This is a genomic window from Rhodopila sp., from assembly GCF_965277165.1.
GTDB lineage: Bacteria > Pseudomonadota > Alphaproteobacteria > Acetobacterales > Acetobacteraceae > Rhodopila.
On sequence record NZ_CBDICE010000006.1, the window covers coordinates 575,297 to 595,841 of the forward strand.

The window sequence follows — 20,545 nt, forward strand, 5'->3', positions numbered from 1 at the left end:
GTGAGCAGAGAATTCGAGAAGGCGACCCGGCGACAGATGATGCGGGCGGGGCTTGCGGTGGTCGGCGGTATTGTGGCTGTGAGCAGCGCCAGCGCCGAGGACAAGATCGCCCAGGCGCAGGTGCAGTATCAGCAGACGCCGAAGGACGGCAACAAATGCAGCACCTGCGTGAACTTTCAACCGCCGAATGCGTGCAAGATCGTCGCCGGTACGATCAACCCGAATGGCTGGTGCATTGCCTACGCGCCGAAGGAGCAGACCAAGGGATAGGGCGCGATCCGCGCCGGCATTCCGGCGCGGTCTAGACCGGAATTGCGCTGACTGGAATCGAGAATCCCTCTTCCGAAACGGCTGTAATCTGTGATTCGAGGGACTCCGGCATTGTTCGGAGGCGGTTATGGCGTGGCGACGTGGACAGGCTTTGGATCAGGATTTGCGCGACCGCGTGCTGGCCTGTCCGGATGCGACGCTGGCTGCGGTGGCGGAGCGGTTTGGCGTCAGCAAATCGTATGTCTCGAAGGCGCGAGCACGGTTGCGCAACTTCGGTCAGTCGACACCCGGCCCACAGCACAACCATGTGCCGCTCCGGCTCGAACCGTTCCGCGACGCCTTGAAGGGGTGACGGCCGTCCCGGACGCCAAGCTGCGTGATCTGCGTGATCTGCGTGACTGGCTGCAGGCGACCCACAACGTGCGCGTCAGCCACGCTGTGATATGGAAGGTGGTGGCCCGGCTCGGCCTGACACACAAAAAAAGAATCTCAGGGCCGCCGAACAGGACCGCGCGGACATAGTCGAGGCCCGGCTCGCCTGGTCCAAGTTGCAATTGACGCTGGACCCACGCCGCCTGGTGTTCCTGGACGAGACCTGGGCCACGACGAACATAACGCCATCGCACGGCAGAGCACCGAAAGGACAGCGTCTGATGTGCTCCGTGCCGCACGGGCATTGGCACACGACGACGTTTCTGTGCGGATTGCGCACGACCGGGCTGGTGGCGCCCCTGGTGCTCGATGGCGCTATCAACGGCGACACGTTCCTCGCCTATGTCGAGCAGTTCCTGGTGCCGACCCTGGCCGCAGGCGACACCGTCATTCTCGACAACCTCAGCTCGCACAAGATCGCTGGCGTGCGAGAGGCGATCGAGACCGCCGGTGCCAAACTGCTCTACTTACCGCCCTACAGCCCCGACCTAAACCCGATCGAACTCGCGTTCTCCAAGCTCAAACGGCTGCTGCGAGAGGCGGCAACCCGATCAGTCGAAGCGCTATGGACGACGATCGGCCAGCTTCTAACACGGTTCACCCCTACCGAGTGCGCCAACTACATCCGTCACTGAGGCTTTGCACACTCAGAGTGATTCCGGTCTAGCCTTTTGTTTTGTCTGATGATTCACGCGCCTTGAACGTTTCGCCCGGCGCTATCGGGCTCTGGCCTACTTCTTAGCCGGCAGCGGTTCCGGGTTGGGTGACAGGCTGCGCAGATAGGCGATGACGTCAGCGCGTTCCTTCGGGTTAGGGATGCCGACGAAGGTCATTTTGGTTCCCGGCGCGTAGGCGCTGGGCTTTTTCAGCCACTGGTAAAGTTCGTCGTAGGTCCAGGGACCCTGCTTGCTTTTCAGCGCGGCCGAATATTCAAAACCCTTCATATGCGCGTGCGGTCCGCCGACGACGCCATACAGGTTAGGGCCGATGCCGGCCTTGCCGCCATCGTTGAAGGTGTGGCAGGCGATACAGCCCAACTTATGTGTGTCGGCTTCGCCCAGCTTGGGGTCGGCGGACGCGAGCAATGTCTCAACCGGGGGTTCACCGGCTGGGGGAGCTCCGGCCGCAGCCGCAGGGGCGGCAGCCGGTGGTGCTGCGGTCGGCGAAGGCAACGGCAAGGGGTGTGGTGAGAGTGTGTGCAGGTAGTCGATGACGTCGGCGCGCTCCTTATCGTTCTTGATGCCGGCGAAGGTCATTTTCGTGCCTGGTGCGTAGGCGCTGGGCTTGTGCAGCCATTCGTTCAGCTCAGCAAACGTCCAGGGGCCCTTTTTAGCCTTCAGCGCGGCGGAATATTCGAAGCCCTTCATGTGGGCATGCGGGCCGCCGACGACGTCATATAGATTCGGTCCGATGATAGCCTTGCCGCCGTCATTGAAGCTGTGACAGGCGACGCAGCCCAGTTTATGGGTATCGGCCTCGCCGGCCGCCGGATCAGCCTTCGCCAGCAGCGGCGCGATTGGTGGCAGTTGCGGGGCGGCCGGCTTGCCGGAGGGTGCGACTTTGGGGATGTCGATCGTGATCGCCGGTTTGGCCGGATAGTGTTCCTGGACCAGGATCGTGCCGACGGTTCCGGTCAGGAAGAAGGTGATCCCCGCGACCAGGACCGCCGCGATCCCTTTGTTGACCTCCATCGAGTCCATTCAGCCAAGCTCCCAGTCCACATGTACCGCGGTTTCCTCGCAGACATTGTGGTGGACGTCAATTTAGCTAGTGCGTGCCCAGGGCGAATTTTACCGCCTGGACACGCACTTGGTTTGGCTTTGCGTTCAGTGCGACACGGTCTGCAGTTCGGGGAAATCCTTAACCATGCTGACGCCGAACAGCGGTTTGTAAACGCCGTTGTGGCAGGTGGCGCAGTTCACTTTCGGCGAATCGCCTTCCGGCCCAAGCCGGGCCTGCGGGAAGACGCCGTGCAGCGGGCCGAGGTAGTTGTTGTTCAGGTCGCGCACCATGCGGATGCCGTACCAGGCCACCGCGCGCTGCGGCGAACTCTGATTCCAGTCGCGGAAGGAGCGGGTTTCGTGGCAGAACGTGCAGTTGACGCCGAGCGACTGGGAGAAATTCATCATTAGCGCATAGGTCCAGTCGGTTTGCTTGATCGACGATCTGTCGGTGCCGGGCAGGGCTTGTGTCGACTCGACGCGGATGTCGGCGTCGCCTTCGAGGAACGGGGTGAACGGATCGAACGGCAAGGAGCTGCCGCCGGCCACGGCGGTCGGGTGGTTTTTGCCCGCGGGCGACTGGGCCATGCCGCCGGCCTGCAGCGGTCCGGGGTTGTTGAACCAGATGTTGGCCGGAACCGGCTGGCCGCGGTGGCAGGTGTAGCAGGTCACCCCGGTTTCGGCGACGTGGGACTTCCAGTTGGCGTTGACGTTCTGCACCATTTGGATCATGCGCCGCGCGACGACCTTGGTATAGAGTCCGTCGGAGGCCATGTTGTTGACGTCGTGGCAGTAAGCGCAGCCCTGCGCCGGCGACACCCAATTGGTGATCGAGGCCATCAGGCGGGTGAAGTTGCCGACGCTTTCGTCGCCCAGCACCTTGACGTTCTTATAGACAGCGCTGGCCTTGGGACCACTGTCGGGCAGTCGCGGCAGCGAGACCGGGACCTTGTTGGCGGCAAGCTGGTCGGCAACGATTCTTGGATTGTAGATCTGGTCCATCGCGGTGCCGCGATAGCCGCGTTGGACGCTGTCCATCGGCGGACGTTCGGTCTGGAACAAGATCACCGCAGCGGCGGCCAGGACGAAGCCGCCGAGGGTCGAGCGAAGCGGGAAGTTCATTTCATCGCTCCCAACGTGGCGGGGTCCGTGACGTGTGGGAAGACCGCGGGATAGGATGGTGCGATGCCATGCTTCACGCCCCACAGGTACCAGTTATCGACGACCGTTCCGGTCAGCAGAATGCCGATGCCTCCGACCAGCGGGCAGAGCACGGCGAACCACCAGGCCCAGCGATGGATCGACTCGGCGGTGGCGTTGAAGCCCATGGTCCAGCGCCAGAACAGCGCGCCACGCTCGAAGGCGGTGCCGCGATCGACGATCTGCTCGACCTCGCGTTCGGCGCCGAAACGGCTGGTGGCGAGCACGGTGGCGCCGTGCATCGCGAACAGCACGGCGGAGCCGTAGAGGAAGACGATAGATAGCATGTGGAACGGGTTGTAGAACAGGTTGCCGTAACGGATCGAGAACGCAGCGGTCCAGTCCAGGTGGGGGAAGATGCCGAATGGCACCGCCTCGGCCCAGCTTCCCATCATGATCGGACGGATGAAGCCGAGCACCAGATACAGCCAGATCGCGGCGGCGAACGCCCAGGCGGTGTGGGTGCCGAGGCCGAGTGCAATGGCCCGGCGATACATCCGCGTCCACCACAGCAGGATCGAGGCGGTGAGGAAGAAGCCGGCCATCAGCCACCAGCCGCCCTGGGCCAGAGGTGGCAGGATCGACAGGCCGTAGGCCGGCGGCGGCGGCTCCAGCGCGAGCCACGGCAACTGGCGAACGAACTGGATCGGGCTCCAGTCGACCGAGGCCCACATGTTCAGGCCGATGATCTCGATCGCGAAGAAGCCGCAGATCAAAGAGGCGACGCCGGTGAAGCCGAGGTAGATCGGCCCCACCTGGGCGTCACCGATCAAGCCCAGCAGGTGGGAATGGAACGGTTTGCCGGAGCGCTTCCAACTGCCGTGTGGCAGGGCGATGCCGCCGTGCAACGGTCCGCGGACCTGGACTCGGGTGAAGATGTTTTGATATTCAGCCATGGTTTCCTCTCCGCTTTTCGATCAATGCGCCCAGATCGGCAGATTGAGCCACCAGCTCCACCACTCGGGCCAGCCGCGGCTCCAGAACGGTCCGCTGATGATGATGCAGACGGCACTCCAGAACGCGGCTGAGACCGCCAAAAACATGCCGAGGCGATGGATGCCCAGCGTGCCGATGGAATAGCCGATGGTGTCGCGGAAGTAGGCGTTTTCCTGTTCCGCCGACTTCACCGCCTCACCTTTGCGTGGATTGGCGGCGGACAGCACCAGTGAGGCGTGCAGGCCCAGCGCCAGGCAATTGGTGAAGAAGAAGCTGACGGCGATCATATGCGCCGGATTGTAGTGGAAGTGCAGATACTGATATCCGGTATTCGATACCCAATCGAGATGGCTCATGATACCGTAGGGAAACCCGTAGCCCCAGGCGCCCATCAGCAGGGGGCGCGCGACCACCAGGGTGAAATAGGCCAGGATGGCGAAGCCGAAGGCGACCGGGACGTGCATTCCCATGCCCAGCTTGCGGGCGATCTCGGCCTGGCGCAGCGCCCAGGAGCAGAACGCGCCGAGCGCGCAGATGGTAATCAGTTGCCACAGGCCGCCGTGGGCCAGCGGTGCCAGGGCCAGGCCGTAGCTCAGGTCCGGCGGGGCGATGCTGATGCGCCACAGGTTCCAGGTTGGCCCGATGGCGGCGCCCCAGACGATGAGCGCGGTGCCAAGGATAGCGAAGAACGCTGTCGTGACACCAAAAAATCCGACGAAGAACGGTCCCACCCAGAAGTCGAACAGGTCACCACCGATCAGGGTGCCTCCCCTGACCCGGTACTTCCTTTCAAAGCTCAGCATGGCCATTGCCAGGGTCTCCTATCGATGGGCGAGAAGCGGTGACGGACCGGGCTGCTCGGGCATCCCGTGTCCGCCACCGTGGTCGAACACAGTTACTTCGCGGTGGGTGGCAAAGGCGCCATTTGTGCCGCGGTCGCACCATGGTGCGGCCCTTCCAGCCAGTTGAACCGGTCGGTGCTGAGCAGGATGAAATGGATCAGCAACGCCAGCACGAACAGGAAGACGCTCAACGCGACGAGCACCCGCCTGGGATCGAATAGCAGCCAAAGTCTCCACATGATCGCTTCCTCCTAGACGAGATGAGAGATCGCGTGGAACGCCGTTCCGCCGGCATTATACAGCCACGAGGTGGCATAGCCGTTCGGTCCGGGCAGCCAAGGCCGCCACTGCCACGCGAGGAAGTGCGCGACGATGGCGATTACGGTGAAGACAATAAAGCTCGTGATAAAGATACCGTGGAACTCTTTTGCCTCCGCCTCCGTCAACCCCGTTACCGAGGTTCCTGTTGGGGTGATAGCCATGTGGTTACTCTCCAGTCTCGGCCTCGTGGCCGCTGTTGCGCCCATCCCGCGCAACTGGGCTTGCCGTAAAAGCGGGCCACGGCGCCCATTCCGTTCGGAGACCCGACGGAATTCCGAATAGGCCGGCGGTCACGCGAGCTGCCTTTCGGCGAGCGCGGCGGCGACGCGGATCGCGGTGACGCGATCCTCATTGGCCTGGCGGACTGTGGTTTCGACCCGGTCACGCAACCGCTTGGCGGCGGAGATGCGGATCAGGAATGGTTCGGTTTCGAGGTGATCGTCGAACAACTGCTGGGCGTCGTCGTCCCACGGCGTGCTGGTGTTCAGCCGTGACGGTGTCGGTTCGATCTTGTCGAGGTCGGTCCCCAGCGGCAGGATGGTGAACAGCGCGTCGAACAGCGCATTGCAGAATTCCTGCACGATATAGGTGGCGCCCGCGTAGCCCATGAACGGGGTGCCGGTGGCACGGCGGATGATGGCGCCGGGGAAGGACGCCGGTATATACATGCTGCGATTGCCGGCTTCGGCTGCGTACATGCGTTCGTTGTACGATCCGAACACCACCAGCGGCGGTTTCGTCTTCAGCGCGGCGCGGATCGCGGCGTTGTCGGGCTTGACGCCAGCGCAGCGCGACACCGCCAGCGTGCAGGGAATGCCCATCTCGGCTTCCAGGAAGCGTTGCAAGCCGCGGGTATAGGTGTCGGTGGCGACGACGCCGAACGAGGCGGTGGCGAAGAAATCCTGGGTGACGCTGCGCCACAGATCCCAGATCGGCTTGATCGTGGTGTGCTTCTCGCGCTCGATGAACGGTTCCGGATCGAGGCCGGTGATCTGACCGAGTTCGCGCAGGAAGCTGGTGGTGGTGAACAGCCCGATAGGGGCCTGCAGATAGGGGCGGTCGAGGTCCTCGCACAGCTTGCGGCCGAACTCGCGATACATGCAGATATTGGCGTCGGCCTGGGGCAGGCGCTGGATGTCGTCGATATGGGCACCGAGCGGGAAGGTAAGGTTGATCTCGCAGCCGATGCCTTCGACCAGGCGGCGGATTTCGGCCACGTCGGACGGCATGTTGAAGGTGCCGTAGATCGGGCCGATGATGTTGACGCGGGGCTTGGCGCCCTCGGGACGCACATAGGGTTTGGGCTTGGCGCGCTTGGCGCCGAATTCGGTCCACAGCCAGTAGATCGCGCGGTCGGCGGCCTGCCACTGGTCCTCGTCGATGGTGCGCGGGATGAAGCGCAGCACGTTGGACCCTTCGGGGGTGACGCCGCCGCCGATCATTTCGGCGATGCTGCCGGTGACCACCACCGCCGGCATGTCGGGGTCCTGCGTCGCGGCGGCGCGGCGCATGGCGTCCTCAGTGCCATTCCGGGAAAGTTCTTCCTCGGACAGGCCGGTGACGACGATCGGCAATTCGTGTGGGGGCAGCGCGTCGGTGTAGTGCAGCACGGCGGTCACCGGCAGGTTTTCGCAGCCGACCGGTCCGTCGATGATCACCCGCAGGCCGCGGATCGCGGTGAAGGTGTAGACCGCGCCCCAGTATCCGCCGGCTCGGTCATGATCCAGCACCAGCATCGGTCAGGTCCCCACCGCTTGGGTTGCCTTGGCTTTCGCCTCGCGGGCGCGGCGGTAGCGGTCCTTTGATCCGGGCGGGTCCTTGGGTATGGCGGTCCAGCCGTAGCCGGCGGTTTCGCCAGCGCCGACGTTGTCGAAGAAGCTGACCATGCGGGCGAAGCGCTCGCGCCCCTTGGTCTGCGCGGCGACGATCGCGGCCAGGGCGGCGGCACCGGGGGCGCCGAACAGCGGCCGGGCGGAGACCATGTTGGTGAAGTAAAGTGCCGGGATGCCGAGCGCCTTGGCTTTTTGCACCAGCGGCGTGGTGCCAACCGCGAGATCGGGCTGCACGTCGACCATCGCGGCGATGTCCTGTTCCAGCGAGGCGCGGTACTGCACGTGGGTGCCGTGGGCGTCGAGCCACGCGCGGTCGGGTTCGCTCCATTCGGTCTTCGGCAGGGCGGTGCCGACATAGGGGACGCGTGCGCCGGCTTCGATCAACAGGCGGGCGACCAGCAGTTCCGATCCCTCGTAGCCGGAGACGGTGACACAGGCGTCGATGCGGTTGGCGGCGAAGGCGGCCTGGATCTGCGGCAGGGCCTTGGCCTTGGCGGCGTCGGCGCTGATGCCGGTGGCGCGCGCGATGGCGTCCAGCCAGTCGGCGGTGGCCTCGACGCCGACCGGGCCGGAGCCGACGATGGGGCGGCCGGCGGCCTGCATCTCGCGGATCGATGCGGTATAGAAAGGATGAACCGCGGCGGCGGCGGCGCAGTCCAGTGCGCCGTAGAGGTCGCGCCACTCGCGTGAAGGCACCTGCGGCCCGACGCCGAGGCCCATCGGTGCGAGCAGGGCGCCGACCGCCACCGGATCGACCGGGAACAGCTCGCCGATCAATGTCACGGTGGGCAGTCCGGCCTGTGCGCGTGGGCGGGCAACGGGGCCGGCTTCGACTTCGGTGCGGGCGTACCGCAGCATGGCGCCGGCCAGCACGTCCTTCGCCTCGGCGTGGGTTGGGACGCCGAAGCCAGGGACGTCGATGCCGATGATGCGCACCCCGTCGATGGCTTTCGGCAGGCGATCCAGCGGCACACCGGAGGCAGTCGGCACGCACAGGTTGATGACAACCACGGCGTCATAGTCGTCGGGTTTGGCGGTCTCGAACACCGCGTTGCGGATGTCCTCGTAGAGTTGGCCTCGCACCAGGGATTCCGAATTGAACGGCACGTAGCCGACGGTGCGTTTGGCGCCGTAGAAGTGGGAGGTGAAGGTCAGGCCGTAAACGCAGCAGGCCGACCCGGACAGGATGGTCGCGGTGCGGCGCATGCGCAGGCCGACGCGCAGCGATCCGAACGCCGGGCACATCGATTGCGGCTGGTCGTGCGGGCCCTTGGGATAGTCGGTCATCAGTCGCTCGAGCGATTGGCTTTTGCCGGCGGCGCGCGCGGCTTCAAGCATCGTTTCGCGTCCGCCGTGGCAGCCCGAGGTGATGTCGCCGTCCACGTCAGGAGCCTTCGTAGATGACTTCGAGCGACGGCTTATCGAGCACGGTGGCGGCGCACATGTCCTCGGTGGTGGCCGGATCGAGCACCACGTCGCGGCCGACCGCGTCGCCGGCGAACAGGCCCAGCAGCGAGTCGTGGGTCAACGGGGTCGGGCGCACCGGCGGGGCCAGGGCAACCTGTTCGGCGAGTTGTTCGAACACCGACGCCCAGCGGCCGCCGGGCTTGCCGATGATTTCGTAGTTGGCGCTCTTGCGGCGGATGTCGTCGTCGGCGGGGATCGCCGACAGCACGGGAATTCCAACCGCGCCGGCGAACGCCTGCGCCTCGCCGGTGCCGTCGTCCTTGTTGATGACCATGCCGGCGACGCCGACATTGCCGCCCATCTTGCGAAAGTAATCGACGGCGGAACAGACATTGTTGGCGACGTAGAGCGATTGCAGATCATTCGATGCAACAACGATCACCTTCTGGCACATGTCGCGCGCGATCGGCAGGCCGAAACCGCCGCACACCACGTCGCCCAGGAAGTCGAGCAGCACGTAGTCGAAGCCCCACTCGTGGAAGCCGAGTTTCTCCAGCAGTTCGAAGCCGTGGATGATGCCGCGGCCGCCACAGCCACGGCCGACCTCGGGACCGCCGAGCTCCATGGCGAAGACGCCGTCGCGCTTGAAGCAGACATCGCCGATCTTGACGGCTTCGCCGGACAGTTTCTTCTTCGAGGATGTTTCGATGATGGTCGGGCAGCTGCGGCCGCCGAACAGCAGCGAAGTGGTGTCGCTTTTCGGATCGCAGCCGATCAGCAGCACGCGCTTGCCCTGTTGCGCCATCATGTAGGACAGGTTGGCGAGGGTGAAGCTCTTGCCGATGCCGCCCTTGCCGTAGATGGCGATGATCTGGGTTTCTTTCTTCACCGGACCGGTGGCGGGGGCGTCGGGTTCGATCGCCGCCTCGGTCCGGAGCAGGGAAAGGGCCGCATCAAAGGGTGCGTTCATGCGCAGGCTCTCCAATCGAGGATCATTTTCAGGCAGGCGGGATCGCCGAACGCGGTGCGGTAGGCAGCATCGGCATTGGCGGCTTCGGCTCGATGGGTGATCAGGCCGTCGAGCGACAGCTTGGCGTGGTCGATCAGTTGGCGGACAGCCTGCAGGTCTTGAGGCTGCCATTGCGCGGCGACGCGCAGGCGGGCTTCGCGCATGAAGGCCATCGGGAAGGCGAACGACAGCCGCTCGGCGTAAAACCCGGCCAGCACGATCTCGCCGCCGGGGGCGATGCGGGCGATCAGGGTGTCGAGCAGGCCGGGATCGCCGCTGGCATCACAGATGCAACGATAATCTTTGCGCGGGTCGTCGTCAGGGCGCAGCACCTGGTAGCCAGTAGCGCCGCTGACGCGCTGGGGGTTGGTTTCCCAGACAACCGGCGGCGGAGCGCCGGCAGCGAGTGTCAGCCTTGCCAGCAGGCGGCCGACGACGCCATGGCCGACGATCAGGTCGGGCGGCTGGCCTCCGGCGATAGCGTGCTGCGCGGTCGCCGCCAGCGCGATCAGCGTGCCGCGTTCGGCCAGGTCCGGGTCGATCGTCACGGCGCGGGCGGCGGGCACCACGAGGCGGGATGCGGCACCGCCGAACAGGCCGCGAATTTCGCCGAAGCAACTGGCTCCGGCGACGAACACGGTTTCGCCAATGCGTTGCTGAAAATCCACACCGGCGGCGGCGATGCAGCCGACCGATTCGTAACCGGGGACCAGCGGATAACCCATGCCGGGGAACGGCGGCATGGTGCCATGCCACAATAGCCGCTCGGTTCCCGTGCTGATGCCGCTGAAGGCGATATCGACGACCACGTCCGCGACGGTAGGCGGTGTCAGGCCAATCCGGTCCAGGGAGAGACTTCCAGGTCTATTGAGCACTACTGCTAAGGCTTCCATCCCTACCTCTTGCCGAGCCGTTTGGCCGCTAAGCACGAGAATGTCTGTCATCTTAAGTTGACGGGTTGATCTGTCAACCGGGATTTACGGTTTCACTTCACGGCGGCAAGGATTCGCACCAGCATCGGCTGCGGGCTGGGCATCAGGCGGACCCGCGTGAAGCCGGCGGTGTGCAGCATGGAGGTCAGTTCGTCGGGGCGCCGCGGGCGGCCGCTGCCCATCGCCAGCAGGTAGAACAGAAAGTAGGCCTCCATGCCGCCGGCGGCCGGTGTGCCGGCCATCGGTTCGGCCAGCAGCAGGGTGCCGCCTTGGGGAAGGGCATTCCAGGAGGCCGACAGGATGGAAGCGGCCGCCTCATCATCGTGATCGTGAACGACTCGCACCAGGCTGACGATGTCGGCGCCTTGCGGCAGTGGATCGGTGCGGAAATCGCCGCCGAAGATGCGGGCGCGCGAGTCGAGGCCGGCTGCGGTGAAGCGCGTCCGAGCGTGTTCGGTCACCGCCGGCAGATCGAACAGCATCAGGTCGAGGCGGGGCGCGGTGGTGGCGGCCTGGACCAGGAAGGTTCCGTCACCGCCGCCGACATCCATCAGGCAGTGATGGCGGTCGAGCCGGTAGCTGGCCAGCACATCGGCGGCGACCAGCGGCTGCGAGGCGGCCATCAGGGTGGTGTAGGCGGCGACATCCTGGGCCGGCAGGTTGGCCGGATTCGACCCGGCGGCGTAGGGCCATAGCTGTCCGAGCTCGGTGCTGAGGTGCTGGCGTCGCAGCAGGCCGACGGGATCGCGCAAATCGGCGTAGAGCGGCGCATGGTGCTGGATCATGGCGGTGACGGCGGGATTTCCGACCAGCGCGGCGCCGAGCACGCCGAGTCCGAAGCGGTCTGGGCCGCGGTGCTGCAGCAGACGGAGTGCGGTGGCGGCTTGCAACAGACGGGACGTGTCGGCTGGCGGCAGTGACAGTCGTTCGGCGATCTGGTCAGTGGTGCGTGCGCCGTCGCGCAGGATTTCGAACAGCCGCAACTGAACGCAGGCTTGCAGCACCTGGCTGTAGACGAAGCCGGCGCAGAGGTCGAACAGCGCGGTGGCGCGCCTGCGGGCGATTGGCCGGGTCAGCGGGAACGCGGTGGCGCGGCGCTGAAACCCTGGATTGGCCAAAAGCCGGTTGCGCAGATCGAACCAGCGGGAGGTCAGGGTTTGTAGCACAGGGGCTTTTGCGTCATGGCCAACGCGGGCAGGCTGCGCGCGCGTTGGGGGCTGGCCCCGGCAGGACGTGAGGAGCCTGGCCAAGCCCGGCCAAAACTCGGCGCGGTCATGCCTCGGTGCGGTCATGGCTCAGCCGGGCGGGGTCATGAAGCGCTCCGAGCCGACCCAAATCAGTTACTCTACGCCGCGCGTTGCGAGAGGTCCTTGGGCAGCAGGCGGCGAGCCTCGCTAAGGGTCAGCGCCTTCAGGGCGGAGGCGCCGGGGCAGGGCGGGATCGAATCGGCGGCTGCCTCGGCCAGCGCCTCGAGATGGCGCAGCGCGCCGTCGACACCCATCGTCAGGGCGGCGTTGGGACGGCCGAGGGCCAGGTCCTGGCCGATCGGTTTGCCGAGGTCGGCCTCGCCGGACAGCACGTCGGCGATGTCGTCGGCGACCTGATAGGCCTCCCCGAGGCGTTCGCCCAGTTCGCGCCAGGGCTGTGGTTCGGCTCCTGCGGCGGCGGCGCCGAGCGCGGTGGCGGCGGCGAACAGGGCGCCGGTCTTGGCGCGCTGATAGCGGGCCAGATCGACGCTTGGCTCGCATTCCCACGCTTGGCCGGCGGCGATGCCGGACGGCAGGCCGGTGGCGCCGGCCATGATCAGCAACAGCGCCGGCAAACGTGCCGGGGCGTCGGTGGCGCCCCAGGCGATGGCCTGGAACGACAGCACGATCAGCGCGTCGCCGGCCAGCACCGCCAGCGGCTCGTTGAACGCTCGATGAACCGACGGGCGCCCGCGGCGGGTGTCGGCATTGTCGAAGCAGGGTAAATCGTCATGGATCAGCGAGGCGCAGTGCATCAGCTCGATCGCCGCGGCGGCGGCGTCCGAGGCGCCCGGCTGGTCGTCCCCGCAGGCCGCTGCGACAGCGAGGCAGAGCCTGGGCCGGATGCGCGCGCCGCGGGGAAACACCGCATGCCGCATGGCGGCGGCGAGCAGCGGTGGGGCGTCCGCGGTATCGACGCGATCGATCGAGGCCGACAGGGTCCGTTCGATCCGGGTGATGGCGTCCATGGCGATCCTCCCCTCGGCGTGTTGATTTTCGGGTGTCTGTTCTTGGGCGTCGGTTCTTTGGTGTCTATTTTAGTTGTCGATCAGAGTGTCAGATCATATTGACACATAAGTCAACGGCGATCTGGGGTCCGAACGGGTGCGAACGCCACGAGTCATCGTGATCGGTGCTGGAGCGGGCGGCCTTGCGGCGGCGATCGAGCTGGCGCGGCAGGGGGCGGAGGTGACCGTGCTGGAAAAACAGCCGGCGGTGGGCGGCAAGATCCGCGTCGATACCGCCGGCATCGATTCTGGCCCGACCGTGCTGACGATGCGATGGGTGCTGGAATCGTTGTTCAGTGACGCCGGGGCAACACTGGCCGATCATCTGACGCTGCATCCGGCTGACCTATTGGCGCGTCACGCCTGGGGACCGGACCAGCGGCTGGATCTGTTCGGCGATACCGCCCGGTCGGCCGAGGCGATCGGCGCCTTCGCCGGAACGGCCGAGGCGGATGGGTTCCGGTCGTTCTGTGCCCGCGCGCAAACCGTCTATCGCACGCTGGAAGCGCCGTTCATGACCGTGCAGAAGCCGTCGGCGATGTCGCTGACCGCGGCCGCGGGGTTGGCGCCGATGTTCCGCATCTCACCGTTCGCCACGCTATGGAAGGCGCTGGGTGAGCATTTTCGTGATCCTCGGCTGCGCCAATTGTTTGGCCGTTACGCGACCTACAGCGGATCATCGCCGTTCCAGGCGCCGGCGACGTTGATGCTGATCGCGCATGTCGAGCAGCAGGGGGTCTGGCTGGTCGAGGGCGGCATGGTTCGGGTGGCGGCGGCGCTTGGCGGGCTGGCAACGCGGCTTGGGGCCACGGTGCGGGTGTCGGCTCCGGTTGCCGAGATCATGGTGAACGACGGGCGGGCGAGCGGCGTGGTGCTGGCCGGCGGCGAACGGGTCGCTGCGGACGCGGTGGTTTGCAACGCCGACTATGCCGCGCTGGCCGATGGTGTGCTGGGCGCCGCGGTGGTGGGATCGGCGCCTGTGGCGATGCGCGAGCGACGCTCGGCCTCGGCGATGACCTGGACGTTTTCAGCGCTGACCGAGGGGTTTCCGCTGACCCGGCACAACGTGTTCTTCGGTGGCGACTACGCGGCGGAGTTCGATGCGGTGTTCCGCCGCGGCGGGATCACCGCCGAACCGACGGTCTATGTCTGTGCCCAAGACCGCGCCGGCGTCGACCCTGGTGGTGACCGAACCGCCGCGGCCGGGGTGTCCCAAGGCATCTCAAGCGGGGGCGAAGGCGAACGGCTGCTGGTCCTGATCAATGCCCCGGCCAATGGCGACCGGGTTCAGCTTTCGGCATCGGAGATTGAGCAATGCACGACCCGGACGTTCGCCCAGTTGGCCCGATGCGGGCTGACGCTACAACGCCGGGGGGAGGCGGTGGTGACGACGCCGGCGGACTTCGCCAGGCTGTTTCCGGCGACCGGGGGGGCGCTGTATGGGCAGGCGGTACACGGGTCGATGGCGGCGTTTCGCCGACCGGGGTCGCGCAGCGCGCTGCCGGGGCTGTACTTGGCGGGGGGCAGCGTGCATCCGGGTCCGGGGGTTCCGATGGCGCTGCTGTCGGGTCGGCTGGCGGCGGCGAGCGTGCTGCGGGACCTGACTTCTCGGTGACGCCGCCGGCGGGCGGCTATGCCTGGTGGTATGTCGATGCGCTGAGCGACGACGGGGCGTACGGGATCACCCTGATCGCATTCCTGGGCAGCGTGTTCTCACCCTACTATGCCTGGAAGCGACGGGCCTGGAAGCGAGGGCGCGGCGAGGCTGATCCGCTGCAGCACTGCGCGCTGAACGTGGCGCTGTATGGCAAGACCAGGCGCTGGGCGATGACCGAGCGTCGGGCGGCCGCGATCAGGCGGGGTTCGGACTTTCTGGGGATTGGGCCGAGCTCGATGTCGTGGGATGGGTCGGGCCTGACGGTGCTGATCGACGAGGTCGGGGCGCCGTCGCCTCGGCGGATCCGGGGCCAGGTGCGGCTTTATCCGTCGGCGATCGAGACCCGGGTTCGGACGCTGGACTCGGCCGGGCGGCATCGCTGGCAGCCGATCGCGCCCTGCGCGCGAGTGGAGGTGGCGCTGGATCGGCCGGGTGTGGCGTGGTCCGGGCCGGCATATTTCGACAGCAATGATGGCGACCGGCCGCTGGAGGCGGATTTCGTTCGCTGGCACTGGGGCCGGGCTCGGGTGCCGGGCGGGACGGCGGTGCTGTACGACGTGGAGCGGCGGGACGGACCGATGAGCCTGGCGATGCGGTATGACGATGCCGGGGGGGTGACGGATTTCGAGCCGCCCGCCGCGGTGGAACTGCCGGCGACGATGTGGCGGGTGCCGCGCAAGATCAGCGCGGTGGCCCCGGCGGTCGTCGAAACGCTGGAGGACACGCCGTTTTATGCGCGTTCGCTGGTTGGCGCCGAGATCATGGGGCAGCGTGTCACCGCGATGCATGAGAGCCTTTCCATGGAACGATTCGCCACCACGTGGGTGCAGGCGATGTTGCCGTTTCGGATGCCTCGTGTTTGATGCGGCGGAACCGAGACGGCGGGGCGCCGTTCTGCGTTGGCTGGTGACAACACTCTGTGACAGGGATGGAATGAAGCATGGTGGATCGACGGGTTCGGCTGGTCCGGCGGCACGGGATTTCGGCGATGCTTGGTTTGTTCGCCATGGCGATGATGGGCTCGGTTTGCCTGGCGGATGCGCCCAACGCCGACCTTATCGCGCGCGGCAAATATCTGGCCGATGCGGGTGACTGCATGGCCTGCCACACCAAGAAGGGTGGCGAGCCGTTTGCCGGAGGGCAGTATCTGGACACGCCGTTTGGTCCGCTGTCGACGCCGAACATCACGCCTGACCGTGACACCGGGATCGGCAAGATCACCGATGACCAATTCTACCGGGTGTTTCATCAGGGCATCGGCGAGGGCGGCGAATATCTTTATCCGGCGATGCCCTATCCCTGGTTTACCAAGGTGACCCGCAATGACGTGCTGGCGATCAAGGCATATCTGATGTCGCTGAAGCCGGTGCATTCACCCCGGTTGCCGAACAAGATGTCGTTCCCGTTCGATATCCGCACCGGAATGCTGGCCTGGAACGAGGCGTTCTTTCACGAAGGCACGTTCAAGCCCGATCCCAGCAAGTCGGCCGAGATCAACCGTGGTGCCTACCTGGTGCAAGGGCTTGGACATTGCGGCGAGTGCCACAACGGTAACAGTCTGCTGGGCGCCGGGGGTGCCGCCGGACAGTTGCAGGGCGGGTCGGTCCAGAACTGGTATGCGCCGAACCTCACGTCCGACGTGCATCAGGGCGTCGGCAAATATACCGACGACCAACTGGTCAGCTATCTGAAGACCGGTCAGGCGCAGGGCATGGGCGCGGCCACCGGTCCAATGGCGGAGGTCGTCCACGACAGTCTTGGCAAGCTGACCGATGCCGACCTTCACGCGATCGTCGCCTATCTGAAGTCGACCAAGGCCGAGGCCACCTATGTCAGCACTGAGCGAACGGGTTACACCGGGCGGGCGCCGGCCGGGCGGGAGACCTATCTGAGCTATTGCTCGTCCTGTCACCAGCCTGATGGCAAGGGTCTGAAGGGCGCGGTCGCGCCGTTGGTCAACAACGGTGCCGTGCTGGCCAAGGGGCCGCAGGATGTGCTGCGCTCGATCCTGGGCGGCATACCGGCGAAGAATTCCGACGCGCCGATGCCGGCCATCGGGCAGGGCATGACCGATCAGCAGGTCGCCGATGTGGCCAACTACGTGCGCCAGGCCTGGGGCAACAAGGCTCCGCCGAATGCCGGTTCGGGCACGGCCGGGGAACTGCGGAAGTCGACGCCGGTGGCGATGTATGGAACGTTGCATGGCCCGTGTCCGGCGGTCGCGCCGGCGGATATCGCCGCGGCGGTGAAGGATCCGAAGACCGGCATCCAGGAGGCGCTGCAAAAGACGACACAGGCCACGGTGCTGCAGACGGTGGAACAGATCGTGCCGAAGCTGAAGGCGGCGGTGCCGCAGGCCAAGCCGGCGGACATCGTGAACGGGCTGACGCTGGCGTATTGCCCGGTGCTGCGGCAGGACGCGACGATTCCGCAGCAACAGAAGGCCACCGAAATCGGCCAGTTCGGCGAGCGGGTCTACTCGGAACTGCACAGCAAAGGGAAGGAGTAGGTCCGGCCGGATCGTTGTCGGTCCGGGCTGGGCGTTAGGTCGCGGCAGGAAGTCGTGTGATGACCCGGCGAGGTCCGGTCATCACACGGCAGGAATGGCCCGCGGTTTCGGGTGTCGACGACTTTACGAGAAGGGAATGGCCCGTGGTGACGCGGGGAGGTTAGGCCGCGGGAGGGCCTGTGCCGCCCGGGGCTTGTTCACTGCCGGCGGATGGTTGGGTGCCCAGGGGTTGGATACCCAGGGCGGGATCGCTGTTTTGGGCCTTTTCGCGGTCGCGGCGTTTGGTTCGGCGCAGGCTGTAGAGTTCCCAGAACAGGAAGCCCAGCACGACGAACTCACCGAGCGCCCATTCCCATTGGGCGCCGTGCGGCCATTTCATGCGGCCCAGGTCGCTTCGGCGGGACGCCGCTCTGGCGCCTGGCGCGGTTTCGCGGTGGCGGCGACCAGGTAGCCGCAATAGGTCGCCAGCACGAACATCAGGCCGGCGTAATCAAGCGCGGTCAGTAGTCCGGCGCCGCCGAACACGAAGTAGAACAGCGACAGCTTCAGGGCGAAAACGCCGACGGCAAAGAAAATCAACGGCCGGACGATCTGGCCCATCGCGGCGAATTCCGGGCGGATCGAGCCGGGGCGCGCGGGCGACAGCCGGCGACTGCGGTGCTTGACCAGACCGGCGGCGATCAGCGCCAGCCCGGTGGCGATCAATCCGATACCAAGCCAGTCATGCATCTGAGGCCTCCTTCAGGATTGCACACGCTGTTGTTGTTCCAGACGTTCGAACAGTTCGATGGTCCACCGCACGCGCTGCTGCACCGCCCACCACGGCGGCGATGGCTGTGGCTCGGTCGGCCGAGGCGATGCCTGGACGACGGCATCCACCAGGAATACCCCTTCCGGAACGCAGCCGCCAGCCAGCCGCCGGGGCAGCAGCATACCCGGCAGGCCGGTGGCCAGCACCCGGAGCTTGCGGCGATTGGATACCACTGCCCTGGCGGAGACTGCATCCAGGTCGCGGCGGGCAACCTCGCGTCCGATCTCGGCATAGAGTAGACCCGCCGCGCCGATGCCGAGGCGGCAGGTCAGTGGCAGACGGGTGATGGCGGCGGCGGCGCCGCGGTAGTGCTGCTCGGCGACCTGGAGCAGGCGGGAGACGACGCGGCCAAGCGCGGTGCCGTGAGTCGGATCGGCGAGGAAACGGTCGGGGTCGATGCCGGCTTCGGCGAGCCAGTCCAACGGCAAGTAAAGCCGGCCGGCGGCGGCGTCCTCGCCGACGTCGCGGGCAATGTTGGACAGTTGCATCGCCACGCCAAGATTGACGGCGGCGGCGAGCCTTGCGCGGTCGCGCACGCCCATCACCATGGCCATCATGGCGCCGACGGTTCCCGCCACCCTGACGGCATAGGCACGCAGCGCGCCGAGGTCGGGATAGCGGCGTCGCTCGGCGTCCCAGGCGAAGCCCTCCAGCAGGGCTTCGGGCAGACTACGTGGGATGGCGAAACGATCGACCACTCTTGCGAAGGCGCGATCGGCGGGCAGCGCGAGCGGTCGTCCGAGGTAGGCGAGATCGAGGCGTTCGCGCAGCCAGGCCAGATTGCCGCCGCCGCCATCGATGACGTCGTCGGCGTCGCGGCAGAATGCGTACAACGCGACCGCCGGGTCGCGGATCGTCGCCGGCAGCAGCTTTGCCGCCGCGTCGAAACTCTTCGACCCCGCTCGCAAAAGTGCGCGGCAGGCACGCTGGTCGGCGGTTTCGAGGTCAACGCGCGGCGGCATGCGGCACCACCCGATCCAGCACCTTGGCCGACGACAGCACGCCCGGCACGCCGGCGCCGGGATGAGTACCAGCGCCGACAAGATAGAGCCCTTTTATGTCCTCGCTACGATTGTGCGGGCGGAACCAGGCGCTTTGGCGCAGCACCGGCTCCAACCCGAAGGCGGCGCCTTGCCAGGCGCACAGCCGATTTTGAAAATCCAGCGGGGTGATCAGTTTCGAGGTGACGACGTGGCGGCGCAAGTCGGGCAGCACGGTGGCCGACAGGTGTGCCTCGATCGCTGCGCGGTAGGGTTCCGCGGCGGTCTGCCAGTCGGTCGCGCCGGCCAAGTTGGGCACCGGCGACAGCACGTAGAATGCGTCGCAGCCCGGTGGGGCGAGCGAAGGATCGGTTGCCGTCGGGCGATGTAGATAGAGCGAAAAGTCCTTGGCCAGCAGCTTGCGCTTGAAGATGTCGGCCAGCAGTTCGCGATAGCGCGGACCGAGCAGGATCGTGTGGTGTGCGATGTCTTCGTAGCGGTGGTCGGTGCCGAAGTGCCAGACGAACAGGCTCATGGAATAGCGGGCTCGTCGCAGCTTGCGATCGGTCCAGCGGCGGCGTGATGCCGGCGGCAGCAGCTTGGCGTAGGTCCAGGCGGCGTCGGCGTTGGATACCACGATGTCGGCCGAAATGGTTTCACCCGATACCAATTGGACACCTTGGACGCGGTTGCCGGCGACGGTGATGCGGGACACTTCGGCGTCGTAGCGCATGGTGCTGCCTTGGGCTTCGATCAGGTTGACCAGGCCGCGGACGACCTCTCCGGTGCCGCCCATGGCGAAATGCACGCCCCAGCGGCGTTCGAGATACGGGATCAGGGTATAGATCGCGCTGGCGGTGAAAGGATTGCCGCCGATCAGTAGCGGGTGGAAGCTGCAAACGATGCGCAGCTTCTCATTCTTGATGAAACGGCTGACCAACCGATAGACGCTTTGGTAGCCGCCCAGCCGGATGAGATCGGGGGCGATCCTGGCCATGTCCGCAAGCGAGTTGAACGGTTCGGCACCGAGTTGTTCGAAGCCGACGCGGCAGGTGACTTCGCTGAGCCGCATGAACCGCTCGTAGCCGTCGAGGTCGGCGGGGGACAACCTGCTGATTTCGCGGCGCATCGCGTCCGGGTTGCCGCTGCAGTCGAAACTGGAGCCGTCATCGAATCGGATACGGTAGAACGGCGATACCGGCTGCAAGGTCAGGTCGTCCTGCATCTGGCGGCCGCAGAGTTGCCAAAGCTCCTCGAGCAGGAAGGGCGCGGTCAGGATGGTCGGGCCAGCGTCGAAGGTGAAGCCATCCTGGCGGAACACCGAGGCCCGGCCGCCGGCGGCATCGAGTTTTTCCACGACGGTGACCCGGTAGCCGCGGGCGCGCAGCCGGATCGCGGCGGCGAGGCCGCCGAAGCCGGCGCCGATCACGAC

The 20,545-nt window shown here is 66.1% G+C and carries 20 protein-coding genes and 1 pseudogene; 5 read left to right on the forward strand and 16 right to left on the reverse strand.

All coding sequences use genetic code 11. The features are described from left to right. Together ACQY4Y_RS14290 and ACQY4Y_RS14295 are read left to right on the forward strand one after the other, a co-directional pair. Window positions 1-270 (forward strand): high-potential iron-sulfur protein, encoded by a 270-nt coding sequence (locus tag ACQY4Y_RS14290; RefSeq protein WP_428491274.1) that lies wholly within the window; start codon window positions 1-3, stop codon window positions 268-270. Window positions 271-397: 127 nt separating this feature from the next. Beyond that, window positions 398-1,337, forward strand: a pseudogene (locus ACQY4Y_RS14295) (IS630 family transposase). A gap of 96 nt (window positions 1,338-1,433) precedes the next feature. Here the strand turns inward: ACQY4Y_RS14295 and ACQY4Y_RS14300 are convergent. The 12 genes from ACQY4Y_RS14300 to ACQY4Y_RS14355 form a co-directional block, all read right to left on the reverse strand. Continuing rightward, window positions 1,434-2,402 carry a c-type cytochrome gene (locus ACQY4Y_RS14300; RefSeq protein ID WP_428491275.1) on the reverse strand — a complete coding sequence of 323 codons (969 nt, stop codon included), beginning with the start codon at window positions 2,400-2,402 and terminating at the stop codon, window positions 1,434-1,436. A 126-nt stretch (window positions 2,403-2,528) separates the two neighbouring features. Then, entirely contained in the window at window positions 2,529-3,545 is a 1,017-nt protein-coding gene (gene pufC, locus ACQY4Y_RS14305; protein WP_428491276.1) for a photosynthetic reaction center cytochrome PufC, read from the reverse strand. Continuing rightward, complete coding sequence (gene pufM / locus ACQY4Y_RS14310; RefSeq protein WP_428491277.1) at window positions 3,542-4,519, reverse strand: photosynthetic reaction center subunit M; 978 nt, start codon at window positions 4,517-4,519, stop codon at window positions 3,542-3,544. Before pufM ends, pufC begins: the two co-directional genes overlap by 4 nt. A 21-nt stretch (window positions 4,520-4,540) precedes the next feature. Further along, on the reverse strand, window positions 4,541-5,368 hold the full coding sequence (pufL, locus tag ACQY4Y_RS14315) for a photosynthetic reaction center subunit L (RefSeq protein WP_428491278.1): 828 nt from the start codon (window positions 5,366-5,368) through the stop codon (window positions 4,541-4,543). A gap of 86 nt (window positions 5,369-5,454) precedes the next feature. Next, on the reverse strand, window positions 5,455-5,640 hold the full coding sequence (pufA, locus tag ACQY4Y_RS14320; RefSeq protein ID WP_428491279.1) for a light-harvesting antenna LH1, alpha subunit: 186 nt from the start codon (window positions 5,638-5,640) through the stop codon (window positions 5,455-5,457). A 12-nt stretch (window positions 5,641-5,652) separates the two neighbouring features. Beyond that, the gene (gene pufB, locus ACQY4Y_RS14325) at window positions 5,653-5,883 is read right to left on the reverse strand and encodes a light-harvesting antenna LH1, beta subunit (protein ID WP_428491280.1); all 231 of its coding nucleotides are present in this window, start codon (window positions 5,881-5,883) and stop codon (window positions 5,653-5,655) included. 129 nt (window positions 5,884-6,012) lie between these two features. Beyond that, the gene (bchZ, locus tag ACQY4Y_RS14330; RefSeq protein WP_428491281.1) at window positions 6,013-7,458 is read right to left on the reverse strand and encodes a chlorophyllide a reductase subunit Z; all 1,446 of its coding nucleotides are present in this window, start codon (window positions 7,456-7,458) and stop codon (window positions 6,013-6,015) included. A gap of 3 nt (window positions 7,459-7,461) precedes the next feature. Next, window positions 7,462-8,937: a chlorophyllide a reductase subunit Y gene (bchY, locus tag ACQY4Y_RS14335; RefSeq protein WP_428491282.1), complete on the reverse strand. Its 1,476-nt coding sequence runs from the start codon at window positions 8,935-8,937 to the stop codon at window positions 7,462-7,464. Between the two features lies 1 nt (window position 8,938). Continuing rightward, the gene (locus ACQY4Y_RS14340; protein ID WP_428491283.1) at window positions 8,939-9,931 is read right to left on the reverse strand and encodes a chlorophyllide a reductase iron protein subunit X; all 993 of its coding nucleotides are present in this window, start codon (window positions 9,929-9,931) and stop codon (window positions 8,939-8,941) included. Beyond that, the gene (bchC, locus tag ACQY4Y_RS14345) at window positions 9,928-10,863 is read right to left on the reverse strand and encodes a chlorophyll synthesis pathway protein BchC (protein ID WP_428491284.1); all 936 of its coding nucleotides are present in this window, start codon (window positions 10,861-10,863) and stop codon (window positions 9,928-9,930) included. The genes ACQY4Y_RS14340 and bchC overlap by 4 nt, the downstream gene beginning before the upstream one ends. A 92-nt stretch (window positions 10,864-10,955) precedes the next feature. Continuing rightward, window positions 10,956-12,068, reverse strand: coding sequence for a methyltransferase (locus ACQY4Y_RS14350; RefSeq protein ID WP_428491285.1), 1,113 nt, complete (start codon window positions 12,066-12,068; stop codon window positions 10,956-10,958). Between the two features lie 179 nt (window positions 12,069-12,247). Continuing rightward, the gene (locus tag ACQY4Y_RS14355) at window positions 12,248-13,117 is read right to left on the reverse strand and encodes a polyprenyl synthetase family protein (RefSeq protein ID WP_428491286.1); all 870 of its coding nucleotides are present in this window, start codon (window positions 13,115-13,117) and stop codon (window positions 12,248-12,250) included. A 136-nt stretch (window positions 13,118-13,253) separates the two neighbouring features. Between ACQY4Y_RS14355 and crtD the strand changes: the two genes are divergently transcribed. The 3 genes from crtD to ACQY4Y_RS14370 all read left to right on the forward strand — a co-directional run bounded on the left by crtD (window position 13,254) and on the right by ACQY4Y_RS14370 (window position 17,322). Further along, window positions 13,254-14,771 carry a 1-hydroxycarotenoid 3,4-desaturase CrtD gene (gene crtD / locus ACQY4Y_RS14360; RefSeq protein WP_428491287.1) on the forward strand — a complete coding sequence of 506 codons (1,518 nt, stop codon included), beginning with the start codon at window positions 13,254-13,256 and terminating at the stop codon, window positions 14,769-14,771. Beyond that, window positions 14,768-15,676 (forward strand): carotenoid 1,2-hydratase, encoded by a 909-nt coding sequence (locus tag ACQY4Y_RS14365; RefSeq protein ID WP_428491288.1) that lies wholly within the window; start codon window positions 14,768-14,770, stop codon window positions 15,674-15,676. The genes crtD and ACQY4Y_RS14365 overlap by 4 nt, the downstream gene beginning before the upstream one ends. A gap of 77 nt (window positions 15,677-15,753) precedes the next feature. Next, complete coding sequence (locus ACQY4Y_RS14370; protein WP_428491289.1) at window positions 15,754-17,322, forward strand: c-type cytochrome; 1,569 nt, start codon at window positions 15,754-15,756, stop codon at window positions 17,320-17,322. A gap of 160 nt (window positions 17,323-17,482) precedes the next feature. Here the strand turns inward: ACQY4Y_RS14370 and ACQY4Y_RS14375 are convergent, their stop codons facing one another. The 4 genes from ACQY4Y_RS14375 to ACQY4Y_RS14390 are packed head-to-tail and all read right to left on the reverse strand — an operon-like array spanning window position 17,483 to window position 20,542. After that, window positions 17,483-17,701 carry a hypothetical protein gene (locus ACQY4Y_RS14375; protein ID WP_428491290.1) on the reverse strand — a complete coding sequence of 73 codons (219 nt, stop codon included), beginning with the start codon at window positions 17,699-17,701 and terminating at the stop codon, window positions 17,483-17,485. After that, window positions 17,698-18,051, reverse strand: coding sequence for a hypothetical protein (locus tag ACQY4Y_RS14380; protein WP_428491291.1), 354 nt, complete (start codon window positions 18,049-18,051; stop codon window positions 17,698-17,700). Before ACQY4Y_RS14380 ends, ACQY4Y_RS14375 begins: the two co-directional genes overlap by 4 nt. Window positions 18,052-18,063: 12 nt before the next feature. Next, window positions 18,064-19,095, reverse strand: coding sequence for a phytoene/squalene synthase family protein (locus ACQY4Y_RS14385; protein WP_428491292.1), 1,032 nt, complete (start codon window positions 19,093-19,095; stop codon window positions 18,064-18,066). Then, the gene (locus ACQY4Y_RS14390; protein WP_428491293.1) at window positions 19,079-20,542 is read right to left on the reverse strand and encodes a phytoene desaturase; all 1,464 of its coding nucleotides are present in this window, start codon (window positions 20,540-20,542) and stop codon (window positions 19,079-19,081) included. Before ACQY4Y_RS14390 ends, ACQY4Y_RS14385 begins: the two co-directional genes overlap by 17 nt. Window positions 20,543-20,545: the final 3 nt, after the last annotated feature.

Coding starts and splice junctions, on each gene's coding strand:
- ACQY4Y_RS14300 (WP_428491275.1), bottom strand. CDS start 2,402: ATGGACTCGATGGAGGTCAACAAAGGGATCGCGGCGGTCCTGGTCGCG.
- pufC (WP_428491276.1), bottom strand. CDS start 3,545: ATGAACTTCCCGCTTCGCTCGACCCTCGGCGGCTTCGTCCTGGCCGCC.
- pufM (WP_428491277.1), bottom strand. CDS start 4,519: ATGGCTGAATATCAAAACATCTTCACCCGAGTCCAGGTCCGCGGACCG.
- pufL (WP_428491278.1), bottom strand. CDS start 5,368: ATGGCCATGCTGAGCTTTGAAAGGAAGTACCGGGTCAGGGGAGGCACC.
- pufA (WP_428491279.1), bottom strand. CDS start 5,640: ATGTGGAGACTTTGGCTGCTATTCGATCCCAGGCGGGTGCTCGTCGCG.
- pufB (WP_428491280.1), bottom strand. CDS start 5,883: ATGGCTATCACCCCAACAGGAACCTCGGTAACGGGGTTGACGGAGGCG.
- bchZ (WP_428491281.1), bottom strand. CDS start 7,458: ATGCTGGTGCTGGATCATGACCGAGCCGGCGGATACTGGGGCGCGGTC.
- ACQY4Y_RS14340 (WP_428491283.1), bottom strand. CDS start 9,931: ATGAACGCACCCTTTGATGCGGCCCTTTCCCTGCTCCGGACCGAGGCG.
- bchC (WP_428491284.1), bottom strand. CDS start 10,863: ATGGAAGCCTTAGCAGTAGTGCTCAATAGACCTGGAAGTCTCTCCCTG.
- ACQY4Y_RS14355 (WP_428491286.1), bottom strand. CDS start 13,117: ATGGACGCCATCACCCGGATCGAACGGACCCTGTCGGCCTCGATCGAT.
- ACQY4Y_RS14370 (WP_428491289.1), top strand. CDS start 15,754: ATGGTGGATCGACGGGTTCGGCTGGTCCGGCGGCACGGGATTTCGGCG.
- ACQY4Y_RS14375 (WP_428491290.1), bottom strand. CDS start 17,701: ATGAAATGGCCGCACGGCGCCCAATGGGAATGGGCGCTCGGTGAGTTC.
- ACQY4Y_RS14380 (WP_428491291.1), bottom strand. CDS start 18,051: ATGCATGACTGGCTTGGTATCGGATTGATCGCCACCGGGCTGGCGCTG.
- ACQY4Y_RS14385 (WP_428491292.1), bottom strand. CDS start 19,095: ATGCCGCCGCGCGTTGACCTCGAAACCGCCGACCAGCGTGCCTGCCGC.